Source organism: Tessaracoccus pujii, from assembly GCF_054483895.1.
In genome coordinates this window covers 2,322,699-2,348,235 of record NZ_CM137012.1, presented here as the reverse complement: position 1 = coordinate 2,348,235, position 25,537 = coordinate 2,322,699, and the positions used below count along the sequence as shown (strand labels likewise).

Here is a 25,537-nt window from a genome sequence, read left to right as displayed (position 1 = left end):
GTTATCGCCCGGACTGCGGGCCCGACACGAGAGGGGAGCTCACCCATGAGCGCGAAGCGGATATGGCTGAAGATGGCGGCTGCGAGCACCGTCGTCCTGATGGGAACCGCCACGGTGGCGTCGGCGCACGAGTGCTACAAGGACAAGTGGGCCGACGCGGCCTACCAGCACCACCTGGCAGGGGGGACCGCCTGGGTGTCGCTGAGCGACCTCGGCACGATGTTCCTCATCCCCGAGGAGTTGCAGGCGGACTGCGGGTGGGCCGCCGACGTGGCCGTGGCCGACTTCATGGAGGAGCAGGGCCTCGAGCAGGAGCCTCTGGTCCACTCGAGGGCGCTCGTCGGGGGCGGTGCGCGCGCCCAGGGCAAGGACGCCAAGCCGTTCAGCTATCTGACGGAGGCCCAGTTCGACTCCCTGGGCGGTTCGTTGATGGGCTACCTGATCGAGTGCGAGGCCGGGCTCGGCGACTGAGGCGTGTCCGAGGGGCGGGGGAGCCACCCCCGCCCCTGCGCGCGCAGCACGGCGGTGAGCCTGTCCGCTGCCCCAAGCTTCCGGTAGAGGTGTTCGAGGTGCTTGTGCACCGTTCGCTTGGAGACGGCGAGCCGGCTGGCGATCGCCTGGGCGGTGAGCCCGTCGGCCAGGAGCTGCAGCACCACCTTTTCGCGCGGCGTCAGGCCGACCTCGTCCGGGGCCTCGTCGACGGTGGAGAGGGCGCCGATATGTCGGTCCAGAGCTCGCAGCAGCGGCTGGAACACCGCCATCGTCTCGACGGCGCGCTCGGAGACCCGGTCGTCGGAGACAAGAACCCAACCCGTGTACGGGGCCGCTGTCGACATCGGCTCGAGTGGCACGCTCAGCTGGTGGACGCTCAGCCCAAGCCGCTCAAGGACCCCCATCGTGGAGGGCAGGAGGCCGAGCCCGGACCGCAGGGCGTCCAGCATCAGTGCGGGGGTGGCGGAACCGACCGTGGCATGGAAGCGCGTCAGCGGGTGAAGGGCGAGGTCCGCAGGGGTGGGCAGCAGATGTGGCGGCGGAGCTGGGGGGTCGCCATCGACGAAGAAGAACACTGACTGGCGCGTGAAGCTCACCCGGGACACGATGTCGGTCCCTGTGCCGGCGCGCAGCGCCCCGGCCAGGAGCGCCAGAGCGACTCCCGCCGTCGGCGCCTCCAGAACGTCAGCCGCGGCCCTGACCAGCCCCTGGGTCGAGTCCATGGTTCAGCCTGCCATCTGGCCTACCTCATGTCGAGACCCTTGTGGGATCCGCGGCGCCCTCCTTTCCCCTCCTTCCGGTACCTGGGAGGAGGGGAAAGGCGTCAGCCCGGGTGCGGCAGACCCGAGCGGGTAACCGCCCAGACGGCGAGGTCGCGAATGAGGTCGCGGTGGCCCGCCGAGCCGTAGGAGCGCTCGTCGTGACCGAGCAGGTCCACCGCGATCCGCGCCGCGCCGTGCTGCCGGATCCATGCGGTGGGCTCCGGACCGTAGGGGCCCGCGTGAGTGGCCACTACGCGGCTCCGGCCCACGAACTGGAGGCTGAGGTAGCGCTCGTCCTCCACGCGGAAATCGATGGGCCGGCCGTCCTCCTCGATCGGGATGCGCCGGATGGTCGCGGTGTCGAGCGGTGGGTGCCAGGACTGCCCGGGCACCCAGATCGCGCCGACGGCGGCCGCCCAGTCGGGATAGTCGCGCAGGCTCGCCACCGCGATGTGAACCGCCAGTACACCGATGCCCCGGTCGAGCGCGGCGGCCAGCCCGGCGGGTCCGGGGGCATCCGGAGGGAGACGGTGGTCGGTGTCCGCCCACGGGTCGCCGGCATTGACCACCAACAGGTCCACCCCGTCGAGGCGTGTCATGGCGCCGTCGACATCATGGTCGATCTCGACGGCGAACCCCGCCTCGGCGAGGAGGTCCGCGATCCTCTCGCTGGTCCGTTCGAAGGGGTGCCATGGGTCGGCGTAGCGCCCGGCGCCGCTGGCGATCAGTGCACGCACGGCCGTCAGCCGGCGACGAGCTGCGGCCACCCGGTCGAGAAGTACTCGACGAAGGGCTCGCCCACGCAGTTGTCGCGGAGTTGTTGCTTCGAGACGGGGAACGACGGGCCGGGGTGGTCGGCGTCGGCCAGGATGCGTTCGGCGATCCGTTGGTCCGCGATGGCGGCGCGCCCGATTACGACGAAGTCCGCGCCGGTGGCGAGCGCGGCGGTCGCGGTGGGGCCGCTGGTCACCTTGCCGGTGACCCCGAGCCTGGTGCCGCCGCGTGGAAGGCCGACGAAGTGGCTGACCAGCGGGGCGTCGCCGTCGGCGGCCCCCTCGGGAAGCTTGGTGACATCCCACAGGGACAGGTCGAGGTGATCGAGCCCGCCCTCGGTCATCAGCTCGGAGCTCAGTTGAGCGATCTCGGGGGTGCTGAGGCCGAATCGCTCGGTGGACAGCCGGAGCCCGACGTGAAAGTTCGACGAGGTGGCCGCGCGCACGGCGGCGATGGTCTCGCGGATGATCCGGGACCTGCTGTGGAGGTCCCCGCCGTAGCCGTCGTCGCGGGTGTTGTGGGCGTCGAGGAACTGGCACAGCAGATAGCCGTGGGCGCCGTGCAGCTGCACGCCGTCGAACCCGGCTCGCTCGGCGCGTGCGGCCGCCGCGGCAAAGTCTGCGATCGCGTGCTCGATCTCGGCCGCGGTGAGGGCGCGGGCTCCCGTGGCGGCGTCGTCGTAGGGGCCGACGGCGGGCTCTCCGGATGCGTGAGGGTCGGCCTTCGCGCCGCCGTGGTGGATCTGTACCAGCGACGCGGCCCCAGCGTCGCGGATGCCGGTGGCCAGTCTCTCCAGGCCGGGCAGGTGTGCGTCGTCGCTGATGCCGAGCTGCCCGTTCCAGGCCTTGCCGGCCTGGGTCACGTAGGCGGCGGCGGTCATCACCATGCCGAAGCCGTGGCGGGCGCGGGCCAGTAGCCAGCTGATCTCGGTGTCCGAGAGCGTGCCGTCGGGGTTGGACTGCTTGTTGGTCAGCGGCGCCAGCGCGAGGCGGTTGCGCCAGGCGCGGCCGTGGGCGAAGTCGAGGGTGTCGGAGAGCTGCGTCACGGGACCGAGACTACTTGGGGGCCAAGAGACCCTGGCAGTGGGCCGCGTCCTCGGCGGCGGCGTAGGCTGGGGGCCATGTCAGAACCGGAGCAGGAACAGCAGAAGTTGGATCCCAAGGAGGCCATGCGCCAGGCCTTGGAGCGGAAGAAGTCGGCCGAGCACCTGTCCGCGTCCTCGGGCGTCGACGCAGATCGCGGCCAAGGACACGCCCACGGCAAGGTGGGCGGGAAGCGCGAGTTCAGGAGGAAGTCGGGCGGCTGACGCCACCTGCGAGCCGTCCTCTGCGGCTTATGTTCCTCCAGGCCGTCTTGCGGACTCGCGAGGGCATCCAGAACCCGACTGGAGGGACATTCACCGCAAAAGGGCAGCGGCCCCCGCTCGAGCGCCGCGCCAAAGATCAAGAGACGACAGTGGCCCGCCCCCTGGGGGGCGGGCCACTGTCGATGCTGACCTCAGTCGGCCAGGCGCTCGTTCAGCTTCGTCAGCAGATCGATCGCAGCCGCCGGGATGATGGTGCCGGGCGGGTAGATCGCGTCGGCGCCGTGCTCGCGGAGCTCGTCGAAGTCCTGGGCCGGAATCACGCCACCCACGACGATCATCAGATCCTCGCGGCCCAGCTTGTCCAGCTCCTGACGCAGCGCGGGCACCAGGGTGAGGTGACCGGCGGCCAGGGAGGAGACCCCCACCACGTGGACGTCCGACTCGACGGCCTGGCGGGCCACCTCTTCCGGCGTCTGGAACAGCGGGCCGACGTCGACGTCCATGCCGAGATCGGCGTAGGCGGTGGCGATGACCTTCTGGCCACGGTCGTGGCCGTCCTGGCCCATCTTCGCGATCAGGATGCGCGGACGGCGCCCCTCCTTCTTCTCGAACTCCTCGACGAGCCTGCGGGCCTCGTCGACGTCGTCACTCGAGCCGGATTCGCTGTTGTACACACCTGAGATCGTACGGATCTGAGCGGTGTAGCGGCCGTAAACCTTCTCCAACGCGTCGGAGATCTCCCCGAGGGAGGCCTTCGCGCGGGCCGCGTCGATGGCCACCTTGAGCAGGTTGCGGTCGGGATCGGTGGAATCCGGGTTCGCGGCCACCCAGGTGAGGCGCTCCAGCATCTGCTGGGTCACGGCCTCGTCCCGCTCGGCGCGCAGGCGCTCCAGCTTGGCGATCTGGGACGCGCGGACCGTCTTGTTGTCCACCTTCAGCACCTCAAGCGCATCCTCGGTGTCCAGCTTGTACTTGTTGACGCCGATGACGGGCTGGCGGCCGGAGTCGATGCGGGCCTGGGTGCGGGCCGCGGCCTCCTCGATGCGCATCTTCGGGATGCCCTGCTCGATGGCCTTGGCCATACCGCCGGCCTGTTCCACCTCCTGGATCCGCTCCCATGCCTTGCGGGCGAGTTGCTCGGTGAGCTTCTCCACATACGCCGAGCCGGCCCACGGGTCCACAGTGCGCGTGGTGCCCGACTCCTGCTGCAGGAACAGCTGGGTGTTGCGGGCGATGCGGGCGGAGAAGTCCGTCGGCAGCGCGATGGCCTCGTCGAGGGCATTGGTGTGCAGCGACTGGGTGTGGCCCTGGGTGGCGCCCATGGCCTCGACGCAGGTGCGTACGACGTTGTTGTACACGTCCTGCGCTGTCAGCGACCAGCCGGAGGTCTGCGAGTGCGTACGCAGACTCATCGACTTCGGGTTCTTCGGCCCGAACTGACGTACCAGCTTGGCCCACAGGATGCGCGCGGCGCGCATCTTCGCGACCTCCATGTAGAAGTTCATCCCGACGGCCCAGAAGAAGCTCAGGCGGGGGGCGAACTGGTCCACGTTGAGGCCCACCGACTCGCCGGCGCGGATGTACTCCACACCGTCAGCCAGCGTGTAGGCCATCTCGATGTCCGCCGTCGCTCCGGCCTCCTGCATGTGGTAGCCGGAGATGGAGATGGAGTTGAACTTCGGCATGTGCGCGCTGGTGAAGGCGAAGATGTCGGCGATGATCCGCATCGACGGGGTAGGCGGGTAGATGTAGGTGTTGCGGACCATGAACTCCTTCAGAATGTCATTCTGAATGGTTCCGGCCAGCTGCTCGGGCCTGACGCCCTGTTCCTCGGCCGCGACGACGTAGAGCGCCAGCACGGGAAGTACCGCGCCGTTCATCGTCATCGACACCGACATCTGGTCCAGCGGGATCTTGTCGAACAGCTGACGCATGTCCAGGATGGAGTCGACGGCGACGCCCGCCATGCCCACGTCACCGGACACCCGTGGGTGGTCGGAGTCGTAACCGCGGTGGGTGGCGAGGTCGAACGCGATCGACAGGCCCTTCTGGCCGGCGGCCAGGTTGCGGCGGTAGAACGCGTTGGACTCCTCGGCGGTGGAGAAGCCCGCGTACTGGCGGACCGTCCACGGCTGGTTGACGTACATCGTGGCGTAGGGGCCGCGGAGGAACGGCGGGATGCCGGGCGCGGTCTCGAGGAAGTCGAGGCCGGCCAGGTCCGAATCGCCGTACAGCGGCGGCACGAGGATGCGCTCGGGCGTCTGCCACCCGGCGGAATGCCCGGTGGCCGCGGTGAGGGCCTCGAACTTGGTGGCGGCGTCGGCCGGGACCGACTCCGTCAGCTCCACGTCATTGAAACGAGGGATCGTCATTGCTCAGGCTCCCATCTTGTTCAGGGTGGCGGTCAGCAACTCCACCACGTTCATGCCGTCGAACACATTGCCGTCGACGGCGCCCTCGGCGCCCTCGCCCAGCTCCTTGATCTGGCCGGCGACCAGCACCGTCTCTGCTCCTGCGGCGCGCAGCGCCTCGGCGACGGCGACGCCCTGGTGGGCGTAGACCTTCGCGCTGGAGCACAACACCGCGATCCTCGCGCCCGACTCGGTGAGCTGGCGAGCGAAGTCCTCGGGTGTCTCGCCCTCAGCGACCAGCGTGTCCAATCCGCCGACGTGCAGCAGATTGGCGGTGAAGCCCTCGCGGCCGCCGAAGTCACGGCGGGCGCCCAGGCAGGCGAGCAGCACCACCGGGGCGTTGCCGGCCTCGCGGGCTGCGGCCGAGCGGTCGCGGAGGTCCTCGAAGACCTGCGAATCGCGCATCATCTTCAGGCCGCCGAGCTCCGGGGCCGCGGGGCGGGCCTTGCGCTCCAGCGCGGCCTCCTCGTGGTTGGGGAACATCGACACGCCGGTCAGCGGGATCTTGCGGGTGGCGAGCTGGGCAGCGCGAGCGGCGACCACCTCGTCGAGCTGGGCCTTGACGGTGCCGTCGGCCAACGCGGCGGCGAAGCCCTCAGCGTCGAGGCTCTGGAACACTGCCCAGGCCTTCTCGGACAGCTGCTGGGTGAGCGACTCGACGAACCAGGAGCCGCCGGCGGGGTCGTTGACCCGTCCGACGTTGGACTCCTCGGCCAGCACCACCTGGGTGTTGCGTGCCAGGCGGCGGGAGAGATCCGTCGGGAGGCCAGAGGCCGCGTCGAACGGCAGTACGGTCTGCACCTCAGCGCCACCAGCCGAGGCGGCGAAGCAGGAGATGGTGCCGCGCAACACGTTGACGTAGGCGTCGTCGCGTGAGACCTGCCGCTCGGAGGTGACCGCGTGCTGCACCGCACCACGCTTGGCCTCGGTGACGCCGAGCACCTCGCCGACGCGCGACCACAGGCCGCGCAGCGCCCGGAGGCGTGCGATGGTGGCGAACTGATCCGTGGTGGCTGAGACGCGGAACATGACGGCGTCGAACGCCTCGTCCGCGCTGAGGCCCGCCTCGGTCAGCGCCCGGACGTATTCGACGCCCACCGCGACCGCGTAGGCCAGCTCGTGCACGTCGCCGGCGCCTGCGTTGTGGTAGATGGTGGCATCCACCACAATGGGTCGGACGCCGGGGAACGGCTTGGCCAGTTCGACGGCGGTGGCCAGGACGCTCAGATCGGCGTCGGTGCCGGCCAGGGCGGCCGCCCCGATGGGATCGACGCCGAGATTGCCGGCGAGTGTCGCGGCGTCCTGACCGGAGGCCGCGAGCACGTCGACGAGGGCCTTGGCCGCGTCGAGCTGCTGCGCCTTCGACGTGAGATAGACGGGCGCGAGGTCCAACATGACGTCGGCGAGCACCGCCGGGACATCGGCCACGGCTACGGCGCCGGGGTCGACGCGCAGGTAGACGGCCGTGCCGCCCCGCTCGAGGTCTGTCAGGATGGCGCGGCGGGTCTCTGCCGCGTCGGGGTCCTCCTGCAGCTGCGCCACGTGCCAGGCGTCCATCTCGCCATCGCGCACCGTGGTGCCGCGGACGAAGGGAGCCACGCCGGGGTAGCCGAGCTCCTCGACGCCGTCGCTCTTCACGTACAGAGGCTTGATGGTTAGGCCGTCGACGGTGGAGCTCGTCAGGCGCTTGTACGCCTGCTCGATACTGAGCTCCTTGCCCTCTGGCCGCTTTCGGTTCAGGACCTTCAGGACCTCCTTCTCCCAGTCCGCCTGGGAGGGAGTGTCAAAGTCTGCAGCCAGGCTGATGTCGGCCGCACTCGTGGCTTGATCGCTCATCGCTCTCCGTCTTGTCTCAGGGGTGTGCACCCAACCCCCACACTAAACCAGCGCCATTACCCCCATACGGCGGGGCGGCAATAGGTCAGACCGAACAGCGGGTGATATTCTTATCGGCCGCGATCGGCGCGCGCCGGTGAACGGTCACCGCGGATCGAGGCCACCATGTCCAGCGTTCGCCGCGTGGCGCGGACGTCGTGGGCGCGGAAGACCGTGGCGCCGAGCCAGGCTGCGACGGCGGTCGCGGCGAGGCTGCCCTCCAGGCGCTCGTCAGCGGGCAGGTCGAGGGTCTCACCGACGAAGTCCTTGCGGCTGATGGCCTGCAGGACCGGGAACCCGAGGGCGACGACGCGGTCCGTCGCGGCCACCAGGGCCAGCGAGTTGGCGGTGGTCTTGCCGAAATCCAGGGTGGGATCGACGAGGACGCCGTCTGCTCGCACGCCCGCGTCGAGCGCGCGCCGGGCGCCGCCGTCGAGGACGCGCAACACGTTGTCAACGACGGCGTCTCCAGGTCCGTAGTCGATGCCGACGGGGTCGGTGCGGGGCGGGAGGCCTCCGGTGTGCGAGACGACGTACCCTGCCCCGAGCCGTGCCGCCACGTGGACGAGGTCCGGATCGGAGCCGGCCCAGGTGTCGTTGACGAGGTCGACGGCGCCCTCACAGGCTGCGGCGACCTCGGCCCGCCAGGTGTCGAGGCTGATCGGAAGCTCTGGAAAGCGCTCGCGGAGCGCGAGGACGAACGGGCGGACGCGCGCGATCTCAGTGGCCTCGTCGATCCACTCGCCCTCCTGTCCTGCGCGCACGCCGCCGACGTCGATGAGGTCCACGCCCTGGTCCACCATCTGCACGGCGCGGGCGAGAGCGGCGTCGTCGTCGAGGTAGCGGGCGGTGGCGTAGAAGGAGTCCGGAGTGCGGTTGATGATGCCCATGACGGCGGGGTGGGAGGCGTCGAAGCGGAGTCCACGCAGGACGAGCGGGGCGGGCTGAGGACGGGTCACTCCGAGAGTCTAGGTGGGCGTCGCGGCGGCCTTGTCGGGCCGGCGGCTGGGAGTGCGTTGAGCCGGACACGGCTTTCGGGGGAGGGTGTTGAGCCGGACACGGCACTCAGCGACGATCTGGGTGGGTTGGATCGTTAAAGCCTGTGACGAGCCAGACACGGCTCCCGCGAGAGTGTGTTGAGCCGGATCTGGGTCTGGTGGACGACTTGAACGTTCAAAGCAAACGGTCCGGGCCACGAGACTCGAATCAGGCTCAAAGGAGTCCTCCGACAGCCGTGTCCGGCTCAAGGACCATCCTGGACCCGCGTGTCCGGCTCGACGACGTTTCCGACCCGCGCGTCGGGTGCGACGCGTCGGCGGCCACCCCGGTTTTGACGGAAGGTTGGGCTGTGCCGGCGCCTAGGTGACAGGATTGCCGCGTGAGCATCCCCGCGCGAATCATCCAAGTCGGCGTCAACGGGTACGGCCGGCTCCACCTCGAGGCCATCGCCGAGATGGAGGCCGCCGGGCGGGCCGTCCTTGTGGCGGCCGTCGATCCACGGCCCGGAGGGTTCGATGCTGTGCCGGTCTACGACACCCTCGAGCAAGCGCTTGCCGCGCATCCGGCCGACGTGGTCAGCATCGCCACCCCCATCGGCACCCACGGCGCGCTCGGCGCATTCGCCCTCGAGCACGGGGCCGACGTGCTGCTCGAGAAGCCGCCGACGGCGTCGCTGGCGGAGTTCGATGCCCTGCTCAGTGTGGCCAAAGGCACCGGCCGAGCCGTCCAGGTGGGCTTCCAGGCACTGGGCTCCGACGGGGTCGATGTGCTGCAGGTCGCGCTCGCCGACGGGCTGGTCGGGGACCACGCCCGGGTGGTCGCCTGGGGGGAGTGGAGCCGCAGCGCGGGATACTACAACCGCAGTTCCTGGGCCGGTCATCGCGTGTTCGACGGCCAGCGGGTGGCCGACGGCGTGGTCGCCAATCCGCTGGCACACGCCGTCGCCGCAGCCCTGGCGGTCGCGGGCGCGCAACGCGCTGACCAGGTGCGATGGGTGGACACCGAGCTCTACCGGGCGCACGACATCGAGACCGACGACACAGCCTGGGTGGAGGTGGGCACCACAGTCGGGGTCCCCGTCCAGGCGGCGCTGACACTCTGCGCGGACACCGGGGGATCGGAACCCTCGCCGAGTGTCGCGGTGATGGGGGATCGCGGTTCCGTGATCTTCCGCTACAGCGACGACGAGGTGGACTGGCGCCTGACGGGCGAGCCCGAGCGCACGGAGCGGGTGTCGCGGCAGGGCCTGTTGGCCAACCTCCTGGACCATCGCGAACACGGCACACCGCTCCTTGCCCCCCTTGTGGACATCGGCGCGTTCATGTGTGTCCTCGAGGCCAGCCAGACGGCGCCCGAGCCGACGCCCGTGGATCAGGCGCACGTCACGTGGATCGGCGACGGGGAGTCCCGTGTCCCGGTGATGCACGCGATAGCCGATTCAGTGTCGTCCGTGGTGCGTCAAGGACGCTCGTGGTCTGCGGTCGGGGCCCCGTGGGCCGCGTCGTCCCCCACCCGCTGGACCCCCTGACAAGGAGTGAAAGATTGTTCACACAAAAAGCGTGACATGCGGGAAAGCGCTTGCTAGCCTGGGGGCACCCGATCGCACGCACGCTGCGGTGTCGTTACGGGACGCAGGCCAAAGAAGGCGTGTGACCATCGAAAGGAGTACCAGTGCTCAAGAAGCGCTTTACCTCAGGCATCGCTATGGCGCTGCTGCTGCCCCTGGCGGCATGCGCCGGTGGCAGCAACCCCGCCACCACAGACGGGGCCGAGGCCCCCAGCGGTGAGCCATTGCAGTTCTACCTCTCGGGCGACACCTCCCAGGGCGGCGGCTACGCCAAGCTCGCGGCGGAGTACACCGAGGAGACCGGCGTCGAGATCGAGGTCGTCGATCTCGCTTATGACGACCTCGCCGTCAAGGTCAAGAACGCGGCGCTGGCCAATGATCTGCCGGCCCTCGCCCGCATGCCATCGGTGGACCCCACGTGGATCGATCAGCTCGCCGACCTCTCCGACATCGGTGAGAAGAACGACGTGATGATGGATCTCGCCAAGGTCACCGAGGACGGCGAGGCTCTCTCGCTGCCCAGCGACCTGACCGCCGTCGGGCTCTACCTGAACAAGACGCTGTGGGACGAGGCAGGGGAGACCTGGCCGACCTCCGGTGACGACGTCTGGACCTGGGACGAGTACGTGGCGGCCACCGAGCGCGTCCAGCAGGCCACCGGCGCGAAGTACGGCATGGTCATGGACCGCTCCTCGCACCGTCTGAAGTCCTTCCTCTTCCAGTTCGGCTCCGAGCTCTGGCTCCCGAACGACGAGGGAGTCTACGAGACCAACGACGCCACTCAGCCGGCTATCGAGTACTTCAAGACCCTCAACGACGACTCCTTCATGCCCCGTTCGGTGTGGCTGAGCGCCGACGACCCCGCCGCGCTGTTCAAGTCCGGCCAGGTCGCCTCGTACTACTCCGGCTCGTGGCAGATCGCGTCCTTCGACGCCGAGATCACGGACTTCGAGTGGGTCTCGGTCCGCATGCCCGCCCAGCCTGTTCGCGCCACGATGTTCGGTAACGCGGCGGACATGGTGGTCTTCGAGGAGACGGGCCAGACCGACGAGGCGCTCGCTTTCGTCGACTGGCTCTACACCCCGGAGCACTACACCCGGCTGATGGAGTACTCCTCGATGCTTCCGGCATCGGAGGGCATCGAGCCCACCTACACCGGCAACCAGGAGGCGTTCGACATCTACATCGAGGAAATCTCGGTCTCGCCCGATGCGGTCGGCATCGCCTTGGCCAACGACATCAAGAACGCGGTGCAGGGCAAGGTCACCGAGGGTGATCCCATGCGCGACGAGACGGTCAAGTACCTGAACGACGAGGTCACCATCGATGAGGCCATGGCCAACATCTCCGAGCAGATGACCAGCGCCCTGAGCTGATCGACCGAGGAGAACGTCTATGAGCACGCATGTAGAAAGCCGAAAGCGGCGGGGTAACCGCATCCCGCTGTTGGCCCCCCTGTCCTTCACCATCATCACGATGGTCCTGTTCGTGCTGTTCTTCGTCATGCCGGGAGGCCTCGGCATCTACTACGCCTTCACCGACTACCGCGGTATCGGCTCGGCTGAGTGGATCGGACTTGAGAACTTCGTCGAGCTCTTCCAGGACGAGGACTTCTACAGCGCGCTGTTCAGGACGCTGACCTACGCGGTCGTCGTGGTGCCGCTGGGCTTCGTCGTCTCCCTTCTGTCCGCGTGGCTGATCACCAGCCCGCGGACGAAGGGGGCCGGCGTGGCCCGCGTCATCTTCTTCCTTCCGTGGCTGGTCTCGCCGATCGTCGCCGGTGTCATCTGGCGCTGGCTCTTCGGTGAGAGCTTCGGACTCGTCAACTACCTTCTGAGCCTCGTCGGCATCGCCCCGATCTCGTGGCAGTCCAATGCGAACCTGTCGCTGTCCGTGGTGGTCCTGGCCGGCATCTGGGGCGGCATGGCCTTCTCCATGCTGCTCTTCGCCGCCGCGCTGAAGAACATCCCGCAGTCCTACTACGAGGCGGCCAGCATCGACGGCGCATCCACCTGGCAGCAGTTCTGGAAGATCACCCTTCCCCTGCTCAAGCCCACCTCCTTCATGGTGGTTCTTCTCAGCACCATCGGCGCCATGAAGGAATTCGCACTGATCCAGGCGCTCAACGGCGGCGGGCCGGGCACGCAGAACAACCTGATGGTGCAGTACATCTACTCGACCGGCTTTGAGCGGGCCAAGATCGGCTACGCGAGCGCGGCGTCGGTCATCCTCATGCTGCTGCTGTTGGTCATCGCCGGCATCCAGATGCAGTTCGACAAGGGAGCTGAGTACGAATGAGCAAGACCTCCACGCCCCGACGTCGACGTCACCGCGAGCCCGGATACTGGGTGCCTTCGGCGCTGCAGACCGCCGTCCTGTGGGGCATGGCGCTGCTGTTCATCGTTCCGTTGGCCTGGTTCCTTCTCAGCTCCTTCAAGCCGGCCGGTGAGCTCTTCCGCTACCCGCTGACCGCCCTCCCCGAGAACTGGTCCGTGGCCGGCTACGAGACGGCCTGGTCGCGCTACGACTTCGCGCTCTACTTCCGCAACACGGCCGTCGTCGCGATCGTCACGACGGTGCTGACCGTCATCGTGAGCGCCATGACTGGCTTCGCTTTCGCCAAGTACAAGAACAAGTGGCTCAAGGTGTTCTTCATCTGCATCCTCGCCACCACGATGCTGCCCACCGAGGTCATCATGCCGTCGACGTTCATCGTCATCCGCGACCTCGGCCTCTACAACCAGCTCCCCGGTGTCATCATCCCGTCGATCATCACCGCTACAGGCATCTTCATGTTCCGCCAGTACTACCGCAGCGTCCCCGACGAGCTGCTCGAGGCCGCCCGCATCGACGGCGCCAGCGAGATGCGGATCTTCTGGTCCATGATGCTGCCGCTCGCCAAGCCCATCGCGTTCACGCTGGCGATCTTCTCCTTCCACTGGCGCTGGAACGACTTCATCTGGCCGCTGCTCGTGCTCAACAACCCGAACCTGTACACCCTTCAGGTTGCCCTGCGCTCAATCGTCGGAGCGGAGAACATCGACTGGTCCGTGCTGCTGTCGGCCTCGGTCATCTCGATCATCCCGATGGGGTTCGTGTTCATCCTCTTCCAGAAATACATCCTCAACGCCGATCTCAACAGCGGGCTGAAGGGCTGATCATGGTGGGTGGGCTGAGGAGGCGGATCGTCGGATCTCTCTTCGAGACCTGGAGCGGGCCGGAGGTTCGCACCGACGCCGAGCAGCCGCACCGCCGCCTCCAACACCTGGCTGAGGCGGCCACCTACTGGATGCTGCTGGAAGGGTGCGTCGACGACGCGGCCACCGGCGTCGCGCTGAGTGCGCTCGACTCGCTGGCGCGCCAGCAGGACGAGGGAACCGGGCTGTTCGTTGTCGGGGACAACGTTCTCTCCCCGCCGGATACGAGCTTCAGCATCAACGGCCTCACCCGCCTCGCGCTGGTGTTGCGCGCGGTGGACGCCTCGGGTGAACCGTGGGACGAGGTGAGTCGCCGGCTGGGCCGCATCGTCGCCTCGGTCGCCGAGGCACTGCGGTCCGGAGGTGTGCACACCCCCAACCACCGCTGGGAGATCGCCTCGGCGCTCGCACGATCCGGAGCGGTCCTCGGCGATCCCGCGCTCACCGCGCGCGCCGAGCAGTGGCTGGCCGAGGGCATCGACATCCAGGAGGACGGCCTCTATTCGGAACGAAGCCCGAACTACGCCGCCTACGTGAGCAATCCGAGCCTCACGGTCCTCGCCTCCCTGCTGAATCGGCCGGACCTTCTGGACGTGGTGCACCGCAACCTGCACGCGCAGGCCCTCCTCACGGCCGACGGCGGGTCTGTGCTCACCCTCCAGTCGCGCCGCCAGGACCAGGGAAGGGCGTTCAGCGTCGCCCCCTTCGAGTTCGGCTATCTCACCACCGCCGGCGCCTTCTGTTGCGGACTCTGCGCATCGATGGCGCAGCGGTGCGCGGTATCTGGCGGGGGAGACCCGGTGGAGATCGCGGCCGGGCTCCTCGACGGCTCGCTCGTCCAGGCGACGACGCCCCCGCCGCAGATCGTTCGCCCAGAGGGCTGGCACACTTTCACGGCCAGCGAGCTGGCCCTGTACGTGGGTAAGGATGAGGAGCTCGTCGTGCGCGCAGCCTCGGACGTGGCGGCCGTAGGCCGGGTCTGCTCGGGCGTCAACCACGAGCCTACGTTTGCCTCCTACCGGCGCGGAGGGCTCCACATCGCGGGGATGAGGCTGTCGCGGGCCTTCTTCGGTCTGAGCCCGTTCCGCGCCGACACGCTGGAGCGACACGGCGATCGCGTGACGCTCAACGAGACCGTCTCCGCGGGTTACTACCAGCCCCTCGGCGTGGCCGACCACAGGGGCGACGGGAGCTACGAGCTCGAGTTCGACGGACGCTTCGCGGCCAGCATGTCCTTCTCCCGCCGGGACGTGGACGCGGTGCAGCTCGCCACAACGGTCACCGTCGAGCGGATCCCCGACGGGCTACGGGTGGCGGTGGCATGCGTCGGGCCAGCGGTTCCGCTGAGCCTGGAACTCGCCCTCGGGCCTGGCTCCGAGGCGTTGACGGGCGCGACCGCCACCGTCGACCCAGGGCTCTGGACTGCGCTGGGCCCCGTGGAGGTGCGCACCCACGACGGCGTGGCGTGGTCTGTCGAGCCAGCGTCGGATTGCCTGAGCGCTGCAGCGTTCTACGAGCCAGGTGAGGCCGTGCGCTACTCAGGCGGCTCCGACGCCGTCACGGGACCGAGGCTGGCGGTCGCCTGGCGCTCGGATGGGCCACTGGAGTTGCGCATCCGCCGGGTGAGCTGAGAACACTCCAAACCAGACCCGCCCCTATCGATCTACGCGGGCGTTGCCGCCGCCCGCGAGCTTGAGGACCTCGGCTGCGGTCACCATCGAGGTGTCGCCGGGCGTGGTCATGGCGAGGGCGCCGTGGGCCGCGCCGAACTCGACGCAGGTGGAGAGCGGCTCGCCGGTGAGGAGGCCGTAGATCAGACCGGAGGCGAAAGAGTCTCCACCGCCGACCCGGTCGAGGATCTCCAGGCCTTCGCGGTGGGTGGCCTGCACCAGGCCGGTGTCGGCGGACCAGGCCACTGCGCCCCAGTCGTTGGTTGAGGCCGAGTGGACTGTGCGCAGGGTGGTGGCGATGACGCCCATGTTCGGGTAGGCCCCCGCGACCCGTTCGATCATGGCCTTGAAGCCCTCGATGGGCAGTTCCGCGAGGTTCTCGTCGACGCCCTCGACCTCGAAGCCGAGGGCTGCGGTGAAGTCCTCCTCGTTGCCGATCATCACATCGACGTACTCGGCCAGCTCGCGGTTGACCTCCTGGGCGCGGGCCTGGCCGCCGATGGTCTGCCACAGGCTGGGGCGGTAGTTGAGGTCGTAGGAGACGGCGGTGCCGTGCTTCTTCGCGGCCTTCACCGCGGCAAGCGCGGTCTCGGCGGACTGTTCGGAGAGTGCGGCGTAGATGCCTCCGGTGTGGAGCCAGCGCACGCCCTGCTCGCCGAAGAGGCGGTCGAAGTCGATCTGGTCCGGACGCAGCTGCGAGATGGCGGTGTGGCCGCGGTCGGAGACGCCCTTGGCGCCGCGCACGCCGAAGCCGCGTTCGGTGAAGTTGAGTCCGTTGCGGATGGTGCGGCCGACGCCGTCACTCTTCGCCCAGCTGATCCATCGGGCGTCGACGCCACCGGCGAGGATGAAGCCCTCGACGAGGTGGCCCACCTCGTCGTCGACGAGCGCGGTGACCGCAGCCGTCGGCAGGCCGAACACGCGGGAGAGGCCTCGGACGACGTTGTACTCGCCGCCGCCCTCCCAGGCCGTGAAGGAGCGGGCGGTGCGGATGCGCAGGTCGCCTGGGTCGAGGCGAAGCATCACCTCACCCAGGGAGACCGCCTGGTAGCGGCACTCGTCGGCGGGACGAAGGTTGAGGGTGGCCATGTCAGGCCTCCGTTCCGAACGAGGCAACCGCGGCTGAGGCCTCGGCGCAGAGACGTCGGATGGTGTCCATATCGCCGGCGTCAACCACATTGGCGGGAACCATCCAGGAGCCGCCGACCGCAGCGACGTTGGGCAGCGCGAGGTACGTGGCGAGGTTGTCTGCCGACACACCGCCGGTGGGAATGAACCGCACCTGCTGGAACGGGGCGCCCAGCGCCTTGATGGCGGCAGGTCCGCCGTAGATGTTGGCAGGGAAGAACTTGAGGGTGGTCAGGCCCAGGTCGAGCGCGGCCATGATCTCCGACGGTGTGACCGCGCCAGGGAAGACCGGCAGGCCGTGGTGTTGGGCGCGCTGAACGACCGCTGCGCTGAAGCCAGGGCTGACGATGAACTGCGCGCCGGCGTCGACGGCCTGGTCCACCTGGGCGACACTCAGGACGGTTCCGGCACCCACCAGCAGGTCGGAGTTGACACTCATGCGTCGGATCGCTTCAGGTGCCGCCTCCGTGCGGAACGTCACCTCGGCGATCGGGATGCCTCCCGCCACCAGGGCCTCGCCGAGCGCCTCCGCGCGGTCTGCCTGGTTGATCACCACCACCGGGATGATCCGATTGTCGGCCACGTGCATGAGCCCTCCTTGGCTTGCGTGGGTTGAAGTCTCCGTTAGGATAGCGCTTTCCCTTCGATTCCTCTAGTGTGGTTCCTGCCCGCTGAGGCGGGCGCCCCGCCCCATCCTCATCGTGGAGTTCCCATGAAGTTCGACACCGGGCCCGGTCGGCTCCTGTTGGTTGACGGCGAGGTCACCGTCGCCGAATACGTCTATGAACCGACGGAGGTCCAACTCGAGTCGCCGCGTCCCTATGCGCTCCTTCGGACGCGCGCCGGCGGCGACGTCACCGCCTACCGCCCCGCCGACCATGTCTGGCACAAGGGGCTTTCGCTGGCACTCCCCGTGGTGGGGCCCCACAACTTCTGGGGTGGCCCCACCTACGTCCACGGCCGTGGCTACGTGCAGCTGCCCAACAACGGCGCGCAGGTGCACCGATCCTTCGAGATCAGCACCGACGCCGGCCCTGCCCGTCTCGTCGAACAGCTGGACTGGGTGGCGCAGGACGGCTCGCTGGTGCTGACCGAGGAGCGCCGCCTCACGGCCCGTCTCATCGATGACGTCACCTGGGCGCTGACCTGGCACAGCGCGCTGACGAACGTCTCAGGCGAGGGGCTGGGCTTCGGCTCGCCGACGTCCAAGGGCAGGGAGAACGCCGGGTATTGCGGCATCTTCTGGCGCGGCCCCGCCACCTTCACCGGCGGCGAGATCCTGGCGCCGTCTGGGCCGGCGGGAGACGCAGCTCGAGGGGAACCGGGCCCATGGCTGGCCTTCGCGGCCTCGGACCGCTCCGCCGGTGTCCTCATGCTGGACGCGGCGGAGGACCCCAACCCCTGGTTCGCCCGCAGCGAGGAGTACGCGGGGCTCAATCCGGCCCCGTTCTTCTTCACGGAGACACCGCTGCCGCAGGGCAAGACGCTCGTGCTGTCCGCAGCGCTCGTCGTCGGTACCGCGGACGTGGCCGCCCATGCCGGAGGTGTGGGTGCGGATCTCGTCGCTGAACTCCGGGCCATCGGCCCGACCCCCACCTCCGAATCTGCGACATCCGAGTGAGCCAGACCCTTCGCCCCGCTCTCTGGGCTCCCGAGGTTTCAGGCTCGACGTGAGGGTACCCCGTGGTCGGCGCGGAAGTGGCGCCAGACGTTTTCGAAGAAGTCGTCGTCGCTGGGAATGGGACGCACGTCGCGCCAGGTGAACTCCGGCACGCCCTCGCCGGACCAGTCCACCTCCTGGGTCACACCGTCGAGGGCGCCGGCATCGAGGACGAACCGGAACTCCTCAGGCAGGGCGAGGTTCTGGTCCGGCCACGGGAGGTCACCCTCGGGGTCGGTGTAGAGCACGGAGCCGCGCGACCTGCCGCCGTGGTCCAGGTAGTCCCTCATGGCGTGGAGGTAGACGTATTGGCTCGTGAGGATGTCGTGGATGAGGAACAGCCGGTTCACGCTGCGCCTCGAGGATTCGTCGATCACCATGAGCCCCTCGTAGCCATCCAGCCACCGCGTGACCTGCTCGAGCGCCGCCAGCACGGATGCGCGCGACCGCACGAGGCCGGCGTTGCGGCTCATCAGCTCGGTGACCTCGGTGATGAGGCTCCCGGTGTTGTCCTCGGCCCCCGACCGGAAGCGGTCGACGGCGTCGGCCAGCAGCCGCGTCGCCCGCTCCAGGGCCCTGATGGCCACTGCCTCGAAGCCGTCGCTGCCGGGGAGATCCGCCCGGTGCGCGGCGATGTACTGGGCAGCGCGTGTCGCGCCGACCTGGCCGGAGTTGAGCGCTGCGCCCCCGGGACGGTAGACGCCGTGGGCGCCGGCTGCCTCGCCTACAGGGAACAGCCCGTCGATGACGGAGGAGTGCCACCAGTCGTCGACGGCGATGCCTCCGTTGTTGTGCTGGGCGCACACCGCGATCTCCAGCATGTCGGTCTCCAGGTCGACGCCAGGGTTGCGGCCCAGGTAGAACCGGTACGACGGGTCGTTCATGTGGCGGAGCCGCTGGATCGGGGTCGTGCCCGCCAGGTCGGCGGCGCCGGCCCGCTCCAGGTAGACGCGGGCCTGCTCGTCGAGGAGGGCCGCGTCGAGCTCCCCAGCCGGATTGCTGCGGAAATCGAGGAAGACCCGTCGGCCACGCGTGGCAGTCTCGCGGTACACCAGCAGGTCGATGATGCTGGAGCCGTCGCGCGCCTTGCGGATGTCGAACGGCCACTGGTAGCCCTTGAGGAACACGAGGCTGGCCAGCTGGTTCGGGTCGGCGATGACGTCGGCGAGGAACTCGCGCTCGTCGCCGCCGCCGGCGTCCGTGGACACGAACCGGGGCACAACCTGCATGTAGGTCCCGGACACGTTCCAGCGCGGTTTGATCGACGCCATGCCGAACTGCCACTCGGTGAGATTGTGGCCGCGGGCGCCGTTGCGCAGCGCGGCCCCCGCGCCGCCCCACTGGCCGTGGGGGAAGACCGAGTCGGCATACATGCCGGCCGGACCACCGGTGGCCTGGACGACGTTGGTGGCGCGGATCACCAGGAACCGCGAAGTCTCCCTCGCAAGCTGCTGGACGAGGGTGCCGGTCGGCTCCGGCGCGGGGACCTCGCCGCGGTTGGTCTCGACCGGCTCCTCCTCCTGGGCCTGATTACGGGTGGCTCCGACGTCGGTGCGCAGGAACAGCGCCCCGCGGATCTCGCCGTCCTCGACCAGCAGATCGATGAGCCGGCAGTTCCCGATCACCGGGATGCCGAGCGTGCGGATGCGTGACTCGAGGGACTCCACCATCGACTTGCTCGTGAACGGCCCGACCGAGGTGGCGCGCTGACGCGGGTCGTGATCTGTCTTGTACCCCACGAACTCGCCGGAGTGGTTGGCCGGAAACGGGACCCCGGCCTCGATGAGGTGGAAGAAACACCGCGCGCTGAGGGCCGCCTCGGCCAGCGCGTTGTCACCGTCCATGGACCCGCCGCTGAACAGCGTCTCCGCCATGGAGCGCACCGAGTCCGCTTCACCGCCGGACAGGGTCAGCTTGTAGTAGGTCTGCTTGTCGGAACCGGCGTTGCGCGACGCTCCGGCGCGGATCTTGTCGGCCACCATCACCACGTCCGGCGCGCCGAAGCCGGCAAGCCTTTCTGCGGCGCAGTACCCGGCCGAACCGGTGCCGATCACCAGGCTGGTGGTGGTGATGACGGGTATGCGCTCTGCGCCGAGGCTCAGGTGGGTCAGAGTGGGAGAGGTCACGCCAGGTCCTTCAGAGTCGGGGGAGGTGCATGCCGCCGTCGACGTGGATGACGTCTCCGGTGCTGTAGGGCATGGCGCCGGAGGCGAGAGCGGCGACGGTGCTCCCCACGTCCGAGGGCTTGCCCCACCGGGGCATCGGCGCGAGGCCCTGGGCGAACAGGGCGTCGTAGCGTTCGGTGACGCCTGCGGTCATGTCGGTGGCGATGACGCCGGGACGGACCTCGTAGACGGGGATGCCCTCGGGCGCGAGCCGGGCGGCCCAGAGCCGGGTGGCCATGGAGACGCCGGCCTTGGAGAGGCAGTACTCGCCTCGGTTGATCGACACGGTCGTGGCGGAGATCGAGGAGACGTTGATGATCGTGCCCCGAACAGGGGCACCGGCCTCGAAGGACTGCGTCAGCATCTGCCGGGCGACGGCCTGGGTCAGGAAGTAGGGTCCGCGAAGGTTGATCCCCATCACCCGGTCGTAGCTGTCCGGGGTGGCCTCCAGCAGGTCGCGGCGCTCCTCCGGTGCGACGCCGGCGTTGTTGACCAGCACGTCGATGCGTCCGAAGTGGGCGAGGATGTCGGCGACCAGGCCCGCGTGGCTGTCCAGGTCGTCGACGCGGCCCTGGAAGTACGCCGCGCTGTCCCGCCCGCCGAGCCCGTCGATGAGGCCGCCGGGTTCGGGACGGGTGGCGACCACTGCCACGCGGAAGTCCTGGGTGATGAGGGCCTGGGAAATGCCGAGGCCGATGCCCCTGCTGCCTCCCGTGACCACGGCGACACGATTCATGACCGCCATTCTTCCTGGAATCCGCCAGCTTGGCAAGCGTTTTCCCGCAATCGCGGCGGTGATCTACCAGTCGCCCCTTGCGGTAAGGACGGCGACATGTCAGGATTGGAGGAAAGCGTTTACCCAATGATGTCCAGACGCATAGAGAACAGGAACTGAGAGTGACGACGACTTTGAAGCCTCTGCCCGCCGAGACGGTGCAGGGACCCTCCCCCGTGCGCGAGATCGGCATCATCATGAACGGCGTCTCCGGCCGCATGGGCTACCGGCAGCACCTGGTGCGGTCGATCCTTGCCATCCGCGACCAGGGCGGAATCGAGATGCCGGACGGTTCCCGCGTCACGGTCCGGCCCATGCTCGTCGGGCGCAGCGAGTCCAAGCTCGCCGAGCTCGCAGCCAGGCACGGCATCGAGGACTACACCACCGACCTGGACGCGGCCCTGGCGGATCCGCGGTGGGAGATCTACTCGGACTTCCTGGTCACCAAGGCCCGCGGCGCAGCGCTCCGAAAGGCCATCGCCGCCGGGAAGACCATCTACACGGAGAAGCCCACGGCGGAGACCGCCGAGGAGGCCTTTGAACTGGCGAGGCTGGCCGTGGCCGCAGGCGTGAAGACCGGGGTGGTGCATGACAAGCTGTACCTGCCCGGCCTGCAGAAGCTCAAGCTCCTCATCGACTCCGGCTTCTTCGGCCGTATCCTCTCCGTGCGCGGGGAGTTCGGGTACTGGGTCTTCGAGGGCGACTGGCAGCCCGCTCAGCGCCCCAGCTGGAACTACCGGACCGAGGACGGCGGCGGCATCATCGTCGACATGTTCCCGCACTGGAATTACGTGCTGGAGAACCTCTTCGGTGAGGTCAAGAGCGTCTACACCCAGGCGTCGATCCACATCGCCGACCGTTGGGACGAGCACGGCGAGCACTACACGGCCACCGCCGAGGACGCGGCCTACGGCGTGTTCGAGCTGGAGGGCGGCGTCGTCGCCCAGATCAACTCCAGCTGGACCGTCCGGGTGAACCGCGACGAGCTGGTCGAGTTCCACGTCGACGGCACCCACGGCTCCGCCGTCGTCGGTCTCTTCGGTGCGAAGATGCAGCACCGCAACGCCACGCCGAAGCCGGTGTGGAACCCCGACCTGGCCGACGCGCACGACTACGCCGCGGACTGGGCCGAGGTGCCGACCAACGAGATCTTCACCAATGGCTTCCGCCAGCAGTGGGAGGAGTTCCTCACCAGCTACGTGGAGGGCACCGAGTACCCGTTCGACCTGCTGGCCGGCGCGCGCGGCGTGCGGTTGGCGGAGGCGGCGCTGCGCTCCGGTCGCGAGGGTCGCAAGGTCGTCCTCGACGAATCGCCGCTGGGCTGATCCGTGACCGCCGCGCACCCCCGCCTCTCGATCAACCAGGCCACCATCAAGCACGCCACTCTGCGTGACGCGCTGACCGTTACCGCCGGGTCCGGCATGCAGTCCATCGGCCTGTGGCGGGAGCCCGTGGCCGACGTCGGGCTGGCTGAGGCGGCCTCCATGCTGGCCGACTCCGGGTTGCGGATGTCGTCGTACTGCCGCGCGGGCTTCTTCACCGCGGTCTCCCGGCCCGAGCGGCGCGCGTCCCTGGACGACAACCGTCGCGCCATCGAGGAGACGGCAGCGCTCGCAGCGGCCGGGGCGCCGGGCTCGCGGGCAGTCCTCGTGCTCGTCGCGGGCGGGTTACCCGAGGGCTCGCGGGACCTCATCGGCGCGCGGGCCCGCGTGCGTGAGGCGCTCGAGGAACTCGCTCCCGACGCTGCGGCTGCCGGAGTGACGCTGGCCGTCGAGCCCCTGCATCCGATGTACGCGGCGGACCGCGCCGTCGTCTCGACGCTCGGGCAGTCCCTTGACCTGGTCGACGGGCTGTCGCCGCAGGTCGCCGGGGTGACGGTGGACACCTTCCACATCTGGTGGGACCCCGAGGTGCTCCCGCAGATCGAACGCGCCGGACGCGAGGGCCGGATCGCCGCCTATCAGGTGTGTGACTGGCGGGCGCCGCTGGAGGCCGACGTGCTGTTGTCCCGGCATCAGCCGGGGGCCGGCGTCATCGACTTCGAGACGCTGACCAGAGCCGTCGAGGCCACCGGATACGACGGCGACGTCGAGGTGGAGATCTTCAACGCTGCCATCTGGGGCACGGACTTCGAGGTCGTGGCACGCGACACGGTCGACTCGTTCGGCCGGTGGGTCGCCCCCCATCTGCAGCCCTAGACTCATGACTGTGAAGCCAGAGCAGCGCCGCTACGGTACGGCCACCCTCGTCGACGTCGCGCAGGCGGCCGGCGTCTCGCTGGCGACGGCGTCGCGGGTCCTGAACGGATCGACGCGGAAGGTCGCGGAGTCCTACCGCGAGCGCGTCCGGGAGGCGGCGGACAAGCTGGGCTACAGCGTCAACGTCTCCGCCCAGGCCGTCGCCAGTGGGGCCTCCGCCCTGATCGCGCTGCTGGTGGCTGACATCGCGGACCCGTACTTCGCCCAGGTCGCGGCCGGAGTCGCGCGCGGGGCGGACGAGGCGGGGTTCCTGGTCACCATCGCGACGACGGGGCGCGACCCGCAACGCGAGGCGGCGTTGCTACGCGTGCTGCGCGGCCAGCGGCCCCGAGGGGTGATCTTGGCGGCCTCGCGCATGGCGGTTCCCTTCGAGCCGGTGCAGCTGGAGGTGGACGCCATCCACGGCATGGGTGGCCGCGTCATCGCTCTCGGCCCCGGTGCCGCGGAGCTGCGCTCGGTGCTGATCGACAACTGGGGTGGCGCGCGGCAGCTCGGGCTGGCCCTCGCGGGGCGCGGCTACCGGCGCGCCGTGGTGCTGGCCGCGCCGCGCGGGCTGCTGACGACGGATCAGCGTCAGGCCGGCTTCACCGACGGGTTCACCGCCGGGGGAGGGCGCGTCGATCAGGTGTTCCGTGCCCCCTTCACGCGGGAGGGCGGCGCGCAGGCGATGCGCGAGGCGCTGGCCTCCGGGCTGGAACCCGGGACGCTGGTGTTCGCGCTGAGCGACGCGGTGGCGCTGGGCGCGGTCCGCGAGTTGCGCGACGAGGGCCGCGAGCTGGGCACGGACATCGCCATGGCCGGCTTCGACGACATTCCCGCATCCAGTGACCTCACGCCGCCGCTCACGTCGGTCCACATCCCCCTGGAGGAGGTGGGCTACCAGGCGGTCCGGGCGGCGATCGACCCGGACTGGGTCCCCTCGCCCCTCGCGCTGGAAGTCCACCTCCGCGACAGCACCCCGCCGGTCGCCGCAGACTGACCCCCTCCCAATCCCTGACGCGGGCTCCGTCCGTGCCCCCGGCTCAACCAGCCGACAGGGTTGCTGTTTCTCAGGCGGCTGGGGAGCGCAGGTTGACGTGGAGCGCGACCACGTCCATCGGCGGCATGTCGACCGTCACCTCCCCGTCGGCCACCACGAACGGGCCGTCCTCGCAACGATCCGCCATGGTGGGCGGTGAAGGCGAGGCGGCCGCGTCGCAGTAGGCGCCGTCGGGCAGGTTCGTGGTCAGGGTAGCCGTGACGGGCGTGCTGGTGTCATTGATCGCGATGAGGCCGCGGTCGCCTCGATCGAAGGCCACCGCGTAGCCCTCCTTCCACACGTTCTCGACGGGGGTGTCGCCCACCACCGCGACCCACTCAGCCAACCCCGCGACATCCCGGTGCTGGCACAACCACGCGCCATCCTCCGGATCCTCCGACGGCTCCGCGCACGCCACGTCGTCGACCCGGCCGTCCGTCTGCGGCGCCCCGGCGTCGCGGTCCGAGAAGGAGTAGCCGGAATAGACGACAGGGGTGCCGTAGTCGATGCCGAGGAGCAGAGCGGTGGCCACCCGGAACTGGTCCCCGTCCTTGGGCGTGAGTGTCTGCCCGTTGCGCTCGGTGTCGTGGTTGGTGACGAACGTGAACGCCTGCTCCGACGGGACCTCCCCGTCGCGCATATCCAAGGCGCGCGAGACAGCGCCGCCGGGCACCACGCCGGAGATGTCCTTGGCCACCTGGAACGCGAAGACGGCGCCGGCGTCGAGGTAGTCCTCCGGCTGGATCGGCTCGCCGCCCCCGCGGATGACCTCGGAGATGATCAGCGGCTCGCCGTCAAGCCTCCCGACGATGGCCTCCACATCGGTCGTGGACATGTGCTTGGCCGCGTCGATCCGGAAGCCTGCCACGCCTAAGGCGGTGAGGTCGTCGAGGTAGGCCGCGATCGTGTCGCGGACCTTCTCGCTGCCGGTGTCCAGGTCTGCGAGGTTGACCAGCTCGCACTCCTGCACCTGCTGCTGGTCCGAGTAGTTCTCGATGTCGCCTGAGACCGTCATGGGGCAGTCGTGGAAGTCCTCCTCCGAGTACAGCCCCGGGTAGTCGTAGTGCGTGAAGTCCGTGCCCGCGACACCAGTGCCCCCGTCGATCCCCGCCATGTGGTTGATCACGGCGTCGGCGATCACGTCCACGCCGGCCTCCCCGCACGCGGTGACCATCTCGGCGAACTCCTCGCGCGTGCCCAGCTTGGACTCGAGCTGGTAGCTGACCGGCTGGTAGGAGGTCCACCACTGCTCGCCCTCGATGTGCTCCTGGGCGGGGGAGAGCAGCACGAAGCCGAATTGGTGTGGGCCGAGCACGTCTGTGCACTCCTTGGCCACCGACCGCCACGGCCATTGGAAGAGCTGGACCCCGACGGTGGGGGTGGCCTCGACGGCGGGCTCGGGGGTCGCGGTGCAGGCGCCGAGGGCGGCGGCGCCGATGAGCAGGACCGGGGTGAGGACGCGTCGTCGCATGTCGGCCAGC

Annotated in this window: 22 protein-coding genes; 11 read left to right on the top strand and 11 right to left on the bottom strand. The window is 69.1% G+C overall.

The window, feature by feature from the left end:
* Positions 1 to 45: 45 nt before the first annotated feature.
* The gene (locus ACX1D0_RS11265; protein ID WP_459017972.1) at positions 46 to 471 is read left to right on the top strand and encodes a hypothetical protein; all 426 of its coding nucleotides are present in this window, start codon (positions 46 to 48) and stop codon (positions 469 to 471) included.
* On the opposite strand, the gene ACX1D0_RS11260 is transcribed toward ACX1D0_RS11265, so the two are convergent.
* From ACX1D0_RS11260 to ACX1D0_RS11250, 3 genes are all read right to left on the bottom strand, one after another.
* Positions 435 to 1,214 carry a helix-turn-helix transcriptional regulator gene (locus ACX1D0_RS11260; protein WP_459017971.1) on the bottom strand — a complete coding sequence of 260 codons (780 nt, stop codon included), beginning with the start codon at positions 1,212 to 1,214 and terminating at the stop codon, positions 435 to 437. The genes ACX1D0_RS11265 and ACX1D0_RS11260 overlap by 37 nt on opposite strands.
* 101 nt (positions 1,215 to 1,315) lie before the next feature.
* The gene (locus ACX1D0_RS11255; protein ID WP_459017970.1) at positions 1,316 to 1,990 is read right to left on the bottom strand and encodes a ThuA domain-containing protein; all 675 of its coding nucleotides are present in this window, start codon (positions 1,988 to 1,990) and stop codon (positions 1,316 to 1,318) included.
* Between the two features lie 5 nt (positions 1,991 to 1,995).
* On the bottom strand, positions 1,996 to 3,072 hold the full coding sequence (locus ACX1D0_RS11250; protein WP_459017969.1) for an oxidoreductase: 1,077 nt from the start codon (positions 3,070 to 3,072) through the stop codon (positions 1,996 to 1,998).
* 75 nt (positions 3,073 to 3,147) lie between these two features.
* Between ACX1D0_RS11250 and ACX1D0_RS11245 the strand changes: the two genes are divergently transcribed.
* A complete protein-coding gene (locus ACX1D0_RS11245; RefSeq protein WP_459017968.1) occupies positions 3,148 to 3,333 on the top strand; it encodes a DUF5302 domain-containing protein in 186 nt (61 codons plus the stop codon).
* A gap of 191 nt (positions 3,334 to 3,524) precedes the next feature.
* Here ACX1D0_RS11245 and scpA read toward each other — a convergent pair whose 3' ends face one another.
* The 3 genes from scpA to folP all read right to left on the bottom strand — a co-directional run bounded on the left by scpA (position 3,525) and on the right by folP (position 8,578).
* The gene (gene scpA / locus ACX1D0_RS11240; RefSeq protein WP_459017967.1) at positions 3,525 to 5,705 is read right to left on the bottom strand and encodes a methylmalonyl-CoA mutase; all 2,181 of its coding nucleotides are present in this window, start codon (positions 5,703 to 5,705) and stop codon (positions 3,525 to 3,527) included.
* 3 nt (positions 5,706 to 5,708) lie between these two features.
* Positions 5,709 to 7,580, bottom strand: a complete 1,872-nt coding sequence (mutA, locus tag ACX1D0_RS11235) for a methylmalonyl-CoA mutase small subunit (protein WP_459017966.1) — start codon at positions 7,578 to 7,580, stop codon at positions 5,709 to 5,711.
* A 110-nt stretch (positions 7,581 to 7,690) separates the two neighbouring features.
* A complete protein-coding gene (gene folP, locus ACX1D0_RS11230) occupies positions 7,691 to 8,578 on the bottom strand; it encodes a dihydropteroate synthase (RefSeq protein WP_459017965.1) in 888 nt (295 codons plus the stop codon).
* Between the two features lie 419 nt (positions 8,579 to 8,997).
* On the opposite strand from folP, the gene ACX1D0_RS11225 reads away from it, so the two are divergent.
* From ACX1D0_RS11225 to ACX1D0_RS11205, 5 genes are all read left to right on the top strand, one after another.
* The gene (locus ACX1D0_RS11225) at positions 8,998 to 10,146 is read left to right on the top strand and encodes a Gfo/Idh/MocA family protein (RefSeq protein WP_459017964.1); all 1,149 of its coding nucleotides are present in this window, start codon (positions 8,998 to 9,000) and stop codon (positions 10,144 to 10,146) included.
* A gap of 143 nt (positions 10,147 to 10,289) precedes the next feature.
* Positions 10,290 to 11,561, top strand: coding sequence for an ABC transporter substrate-binding protein (locus ACX1D0_RS11220; RefSeq protein WP_459017963.1), 1,272 nt, complete (start codon positions 10,290 to 10,292; stop codon positions 11,559 to 11,561).
* 19 nt (positions 11,562 to 11,580) lie between these two features.
* Positions 11,581 to 12,483 (top strand): carbohydrate ABC transporter permease, encoded by a 903-nt coding sequence (locus ACX1D0_RS11215; RefSeq protein WP_459017962.1) that lies wholly within the window; start codon positions 11,581 to 11,583, stop codon positions 12,481 to 12,483.
* Complete coding sequence (locus ACX1D0_RS11210; protein WP_459017961.1) at positions 12,480 to 13,343, top strand: carbohydrate ABC transporter permease; 864 nt, start codon at positions 12,480 to 12,482, stop codon at positions 13,341 to 13,343. The genes ACX1D0_RS11215 and ACX1D0_RS11210 overlap by 4 nt, the downstream gene beginning before the upstream one ends.
* A gap of 2 nt (positions 13,344 to 13,345) precedes the next feature.
* Positions 13,346 to 15,013: a hypothetical protein gene (locus ACX1D0_RS11205; protein ID WP_459017960.1), complete on the top strand. Its 1,668-nt coding sequence runs from the start codon at positions 13,346 to 13,348 to the stop codon at positions 15,011 to 15,013.
* A 24-nt stretch (positions 15,014 to 15,037) separates the two neighbouring features.
* On the opposite strand, the gene ACX1D0_RS11200 is transcribed toward ACX1D0_RS11205, so the two are convergent.
* Both ACX1D0_RS11200 and ACX1D0_RS11195 read right to left on the bottom strand, forming a co-directional pair.
* A complete protein-coding gene (locus ACX1D0_RS11200) occupies positions 15,038 to 16,141 on the bottom strand; it encodes a sugar kinase (RefSeq protein ID WP_459017959.1) in 1,104 nt (367 codons plus the stop codon).
* 1 nt (position 16,142) lies between these two features.
* Positions 16,143 to 16,769, bottom strand: a complete 627-nt coding sequence (locus ACX1D0_RS11195; protein WP_459017958.1) for a bifunctional 4-hydroxy-2-oxoglutarate aldolase/2-dehydro-3-deoxy-phosphogluconate aldolase — start codon at positions 16,767 to 16,769, stop codon at positions 16,143 to 16,145.
* A gap of 123 nt (positions 16,770 to 16,892) precedes the next feature.
* Here ACX1D0_RS11195 and ACX1D0_RS11190 point away from each other — a divergent pair, with 123 nt between their 5' ends.
* The gene (locus ACX1D0_RS11190) at positions 16,893 to 17,801 is read left to right on the top strand and encodes a DUF6807 domain-containing protein (RefSeq protein ID WP_459017957.1); all 909 of its coding nucleotides are present in this window, start codon (positions 16,893 to 16,895) and stop codon (positions 17,799 to 17,801) included.
* A gap of 38 nt (positions 17,802 to 17,839) precedes the next feature.
* On the opposite strand, the gene ACX1D0_RS11185 is transcribed toward ACX1D0_RS11190, so the two are convergent.
* Together ACX1D0_RS11185 and ACX1D0_RS11180 are read right to left on the bottom strand one after the other, a co-directional pair.
* A complete protein-coding gene (locus ACX1D0_RS11185; protein WP_459017956.1) occupies positions 17,840 to 19,966 on the bottom strand; it encodes an FAD-binding protein in 2,127 nt (708 codons plus the stop codon).
* Between the two features lie 10 nt (positions 19,967 to 19,976).
* Positions 19,977 to 20,741: a 3-ketoacyl-ACP reductase gene (locus tag ACX1D0_RS11180; RefSeq protein ID WP_459017955.1), complete on the bottom strand. Its 765-nt coding sequence runs from the start codon at positions 20,739 to 20,741 to the stop codon at positions 19,977 to 19,979.
* A 161-nt stretch (positions 20,742 to 20,902) separates the two neighbouring features.
* Here ACX1D0_RS11180 and ACX1D0_RS11175 point away from each other — a divergent pair, with 161 nt between their 5' ends.
* Genes ACX1D0_RS11175 through ACX1D0_RS11165 form a run of 3 tightly spaced genes read left to right on the top strand, consistent with a single transcriptional unit; the run spans position 20,903 to position 24,017 of the window.
* The gene (locus tag ACX1D0_RS11175; protein WP_459017954.1) at positions 20,903 to 22,105 is read left to right on the top strand and encodes a Gfo/Idh/MocA family protein; all 1,203 of its coding nucleotides are present in this window, start codon (positions 20,903 to 20,905) and stop codon (positions 22,103 to 22,105) included.
* 3 nt (positions 22,106 to 22,108) lie between these two features.
* On the top strand, positions 22,109 to 22,978 hold the full coding sequence (locus ACX1D0_RS11170; protein ID WP_459017953.1) for a sugar phosphate isomerase/epimerase family protein: 870 nt from the start codon (positions 22,109 to 22,111) through the stop codon (positions 22,976 to 22,978).
* 10 nt (positions 22,979 to 22,988) lie between these two features.
* Positions 22,989 to 24,017, top strand: a complete 1,029-nt coding sequence (locus ACX1D0_RS11165; RefSeq protein WP_459017952.1) for a LacI family DNA-binding transcriptional regulator — start codon at positions 22,989 to 22,991, stop codon at positions 24,015 to 24,017.
* A 70-nt stretch (positions 24,018 to 24,087) separates the two neighbouring features.
* Here the strand turns inward: ACX1D0_RS11165 and ACX1D0_RS11160 are convergent, their stop codons facing one another.
* Entirely contained in the window at positions 24,088 to 25,527 is a 1,440-nt protein-coding gene (locus tag ACX1D0_RS11160; protein ID WP_459017951.1) for an alpha-amylase, read from the bottom strand.
* Between the last annotated feature and the right edge of the window lie 10 nt (positions 25,528 to 25,537).

Coding starts and splice junctions, on each gene's coding strand:
- ACX1D0_RS11205 (WP_459017960.1), top strand. CDS start 13,346: ATGGTGGGTGGGCTGAGGAGGCGGATCGTCGGATCTCTCTTCGAGACC.
- ACX1D0_RS11260 (WP_459017971.1), bottom strand. CDS start 1,214: ATGGACTCGACCCAGGGGCTGGTCAGGGCCGCGGCTGACGTTCTGGAG.
- scpA (WP_459017967.1), bottom strand. CDS start 5,705: ATGACGATCCCTCGTTTCAATGACGTGGAGCTGACGGAGTCGGTCCCG.
- ACX1D0_RS11180 (WP_459017955.1), bottom strand. CDS start 20,741: ATGAATCGTGTCGCCGTGGTCACGGGAGGCAGCAGGGGCATCGGCCTC.
- ACX1D0_RS11245 (WP_459017968.1), top strand. CDS start 3,148: ATGTCAGAACCGGAGCAGGAACAGCAGAAGTTGGATCCCAAGGAGGCC.
- ACX1D0_RS11215 (WP_459017962.1), top strand. CDS start 11,581: ATGAGCACGCATGTAGAAAGCCGAAAGCGGCGGGGTAACCGCATCCCG.
- ACX1D0_RS11265 (WP_459017972.1), top strand. CDS start 46: ATGAGCGCGAAGCGGATATGGCTGAAGATGGCGGCTGCGAGCACCGTC.
- mutA (WP_459017966.1), bottom strand. CDS start 7,580: ATGAGCGATCAAGCCACGAGTGCGGCCGACATCAGCCTGGCTGCAGAC.
- ACX1D0_RS11195 (WP_459017958.1), bottom strand. CDS start 16,769: ATGCACGTGGCCGACAATCGGATCATCCCGGTGGTGGTGATCAACCAG.
- ACX1D0_RS11200 (WP_459017959.1), bottom strand. CDS start 16,141: ATGGCCACCCTCAACCTTCGTCCCGCCGACGAGTGCCGCTACCAGGCG.
- ACX1D0_RS11210 (WP_459017961.1), top strand. CDS start 12,480: ATGAGCAAGACCTCCACGCCCCGACGTCGACGTCACCGCGAGCCCGGA.
- ACX1D0_RS11160 (WP_459017951.1), bottom strand. CDS start 25,527: ATGCGACGACGCGTCCTCACCCCGGTCCTGCTCATCGGCGCCGCCGCC.
- ACX1D0_RS11190 (WP_459017957.1), top strand. CDS start 16,893: ATGAAGTTCGACACCGGGCCCGGTCGGCTCCTGTTGGTTGACGGCGAG.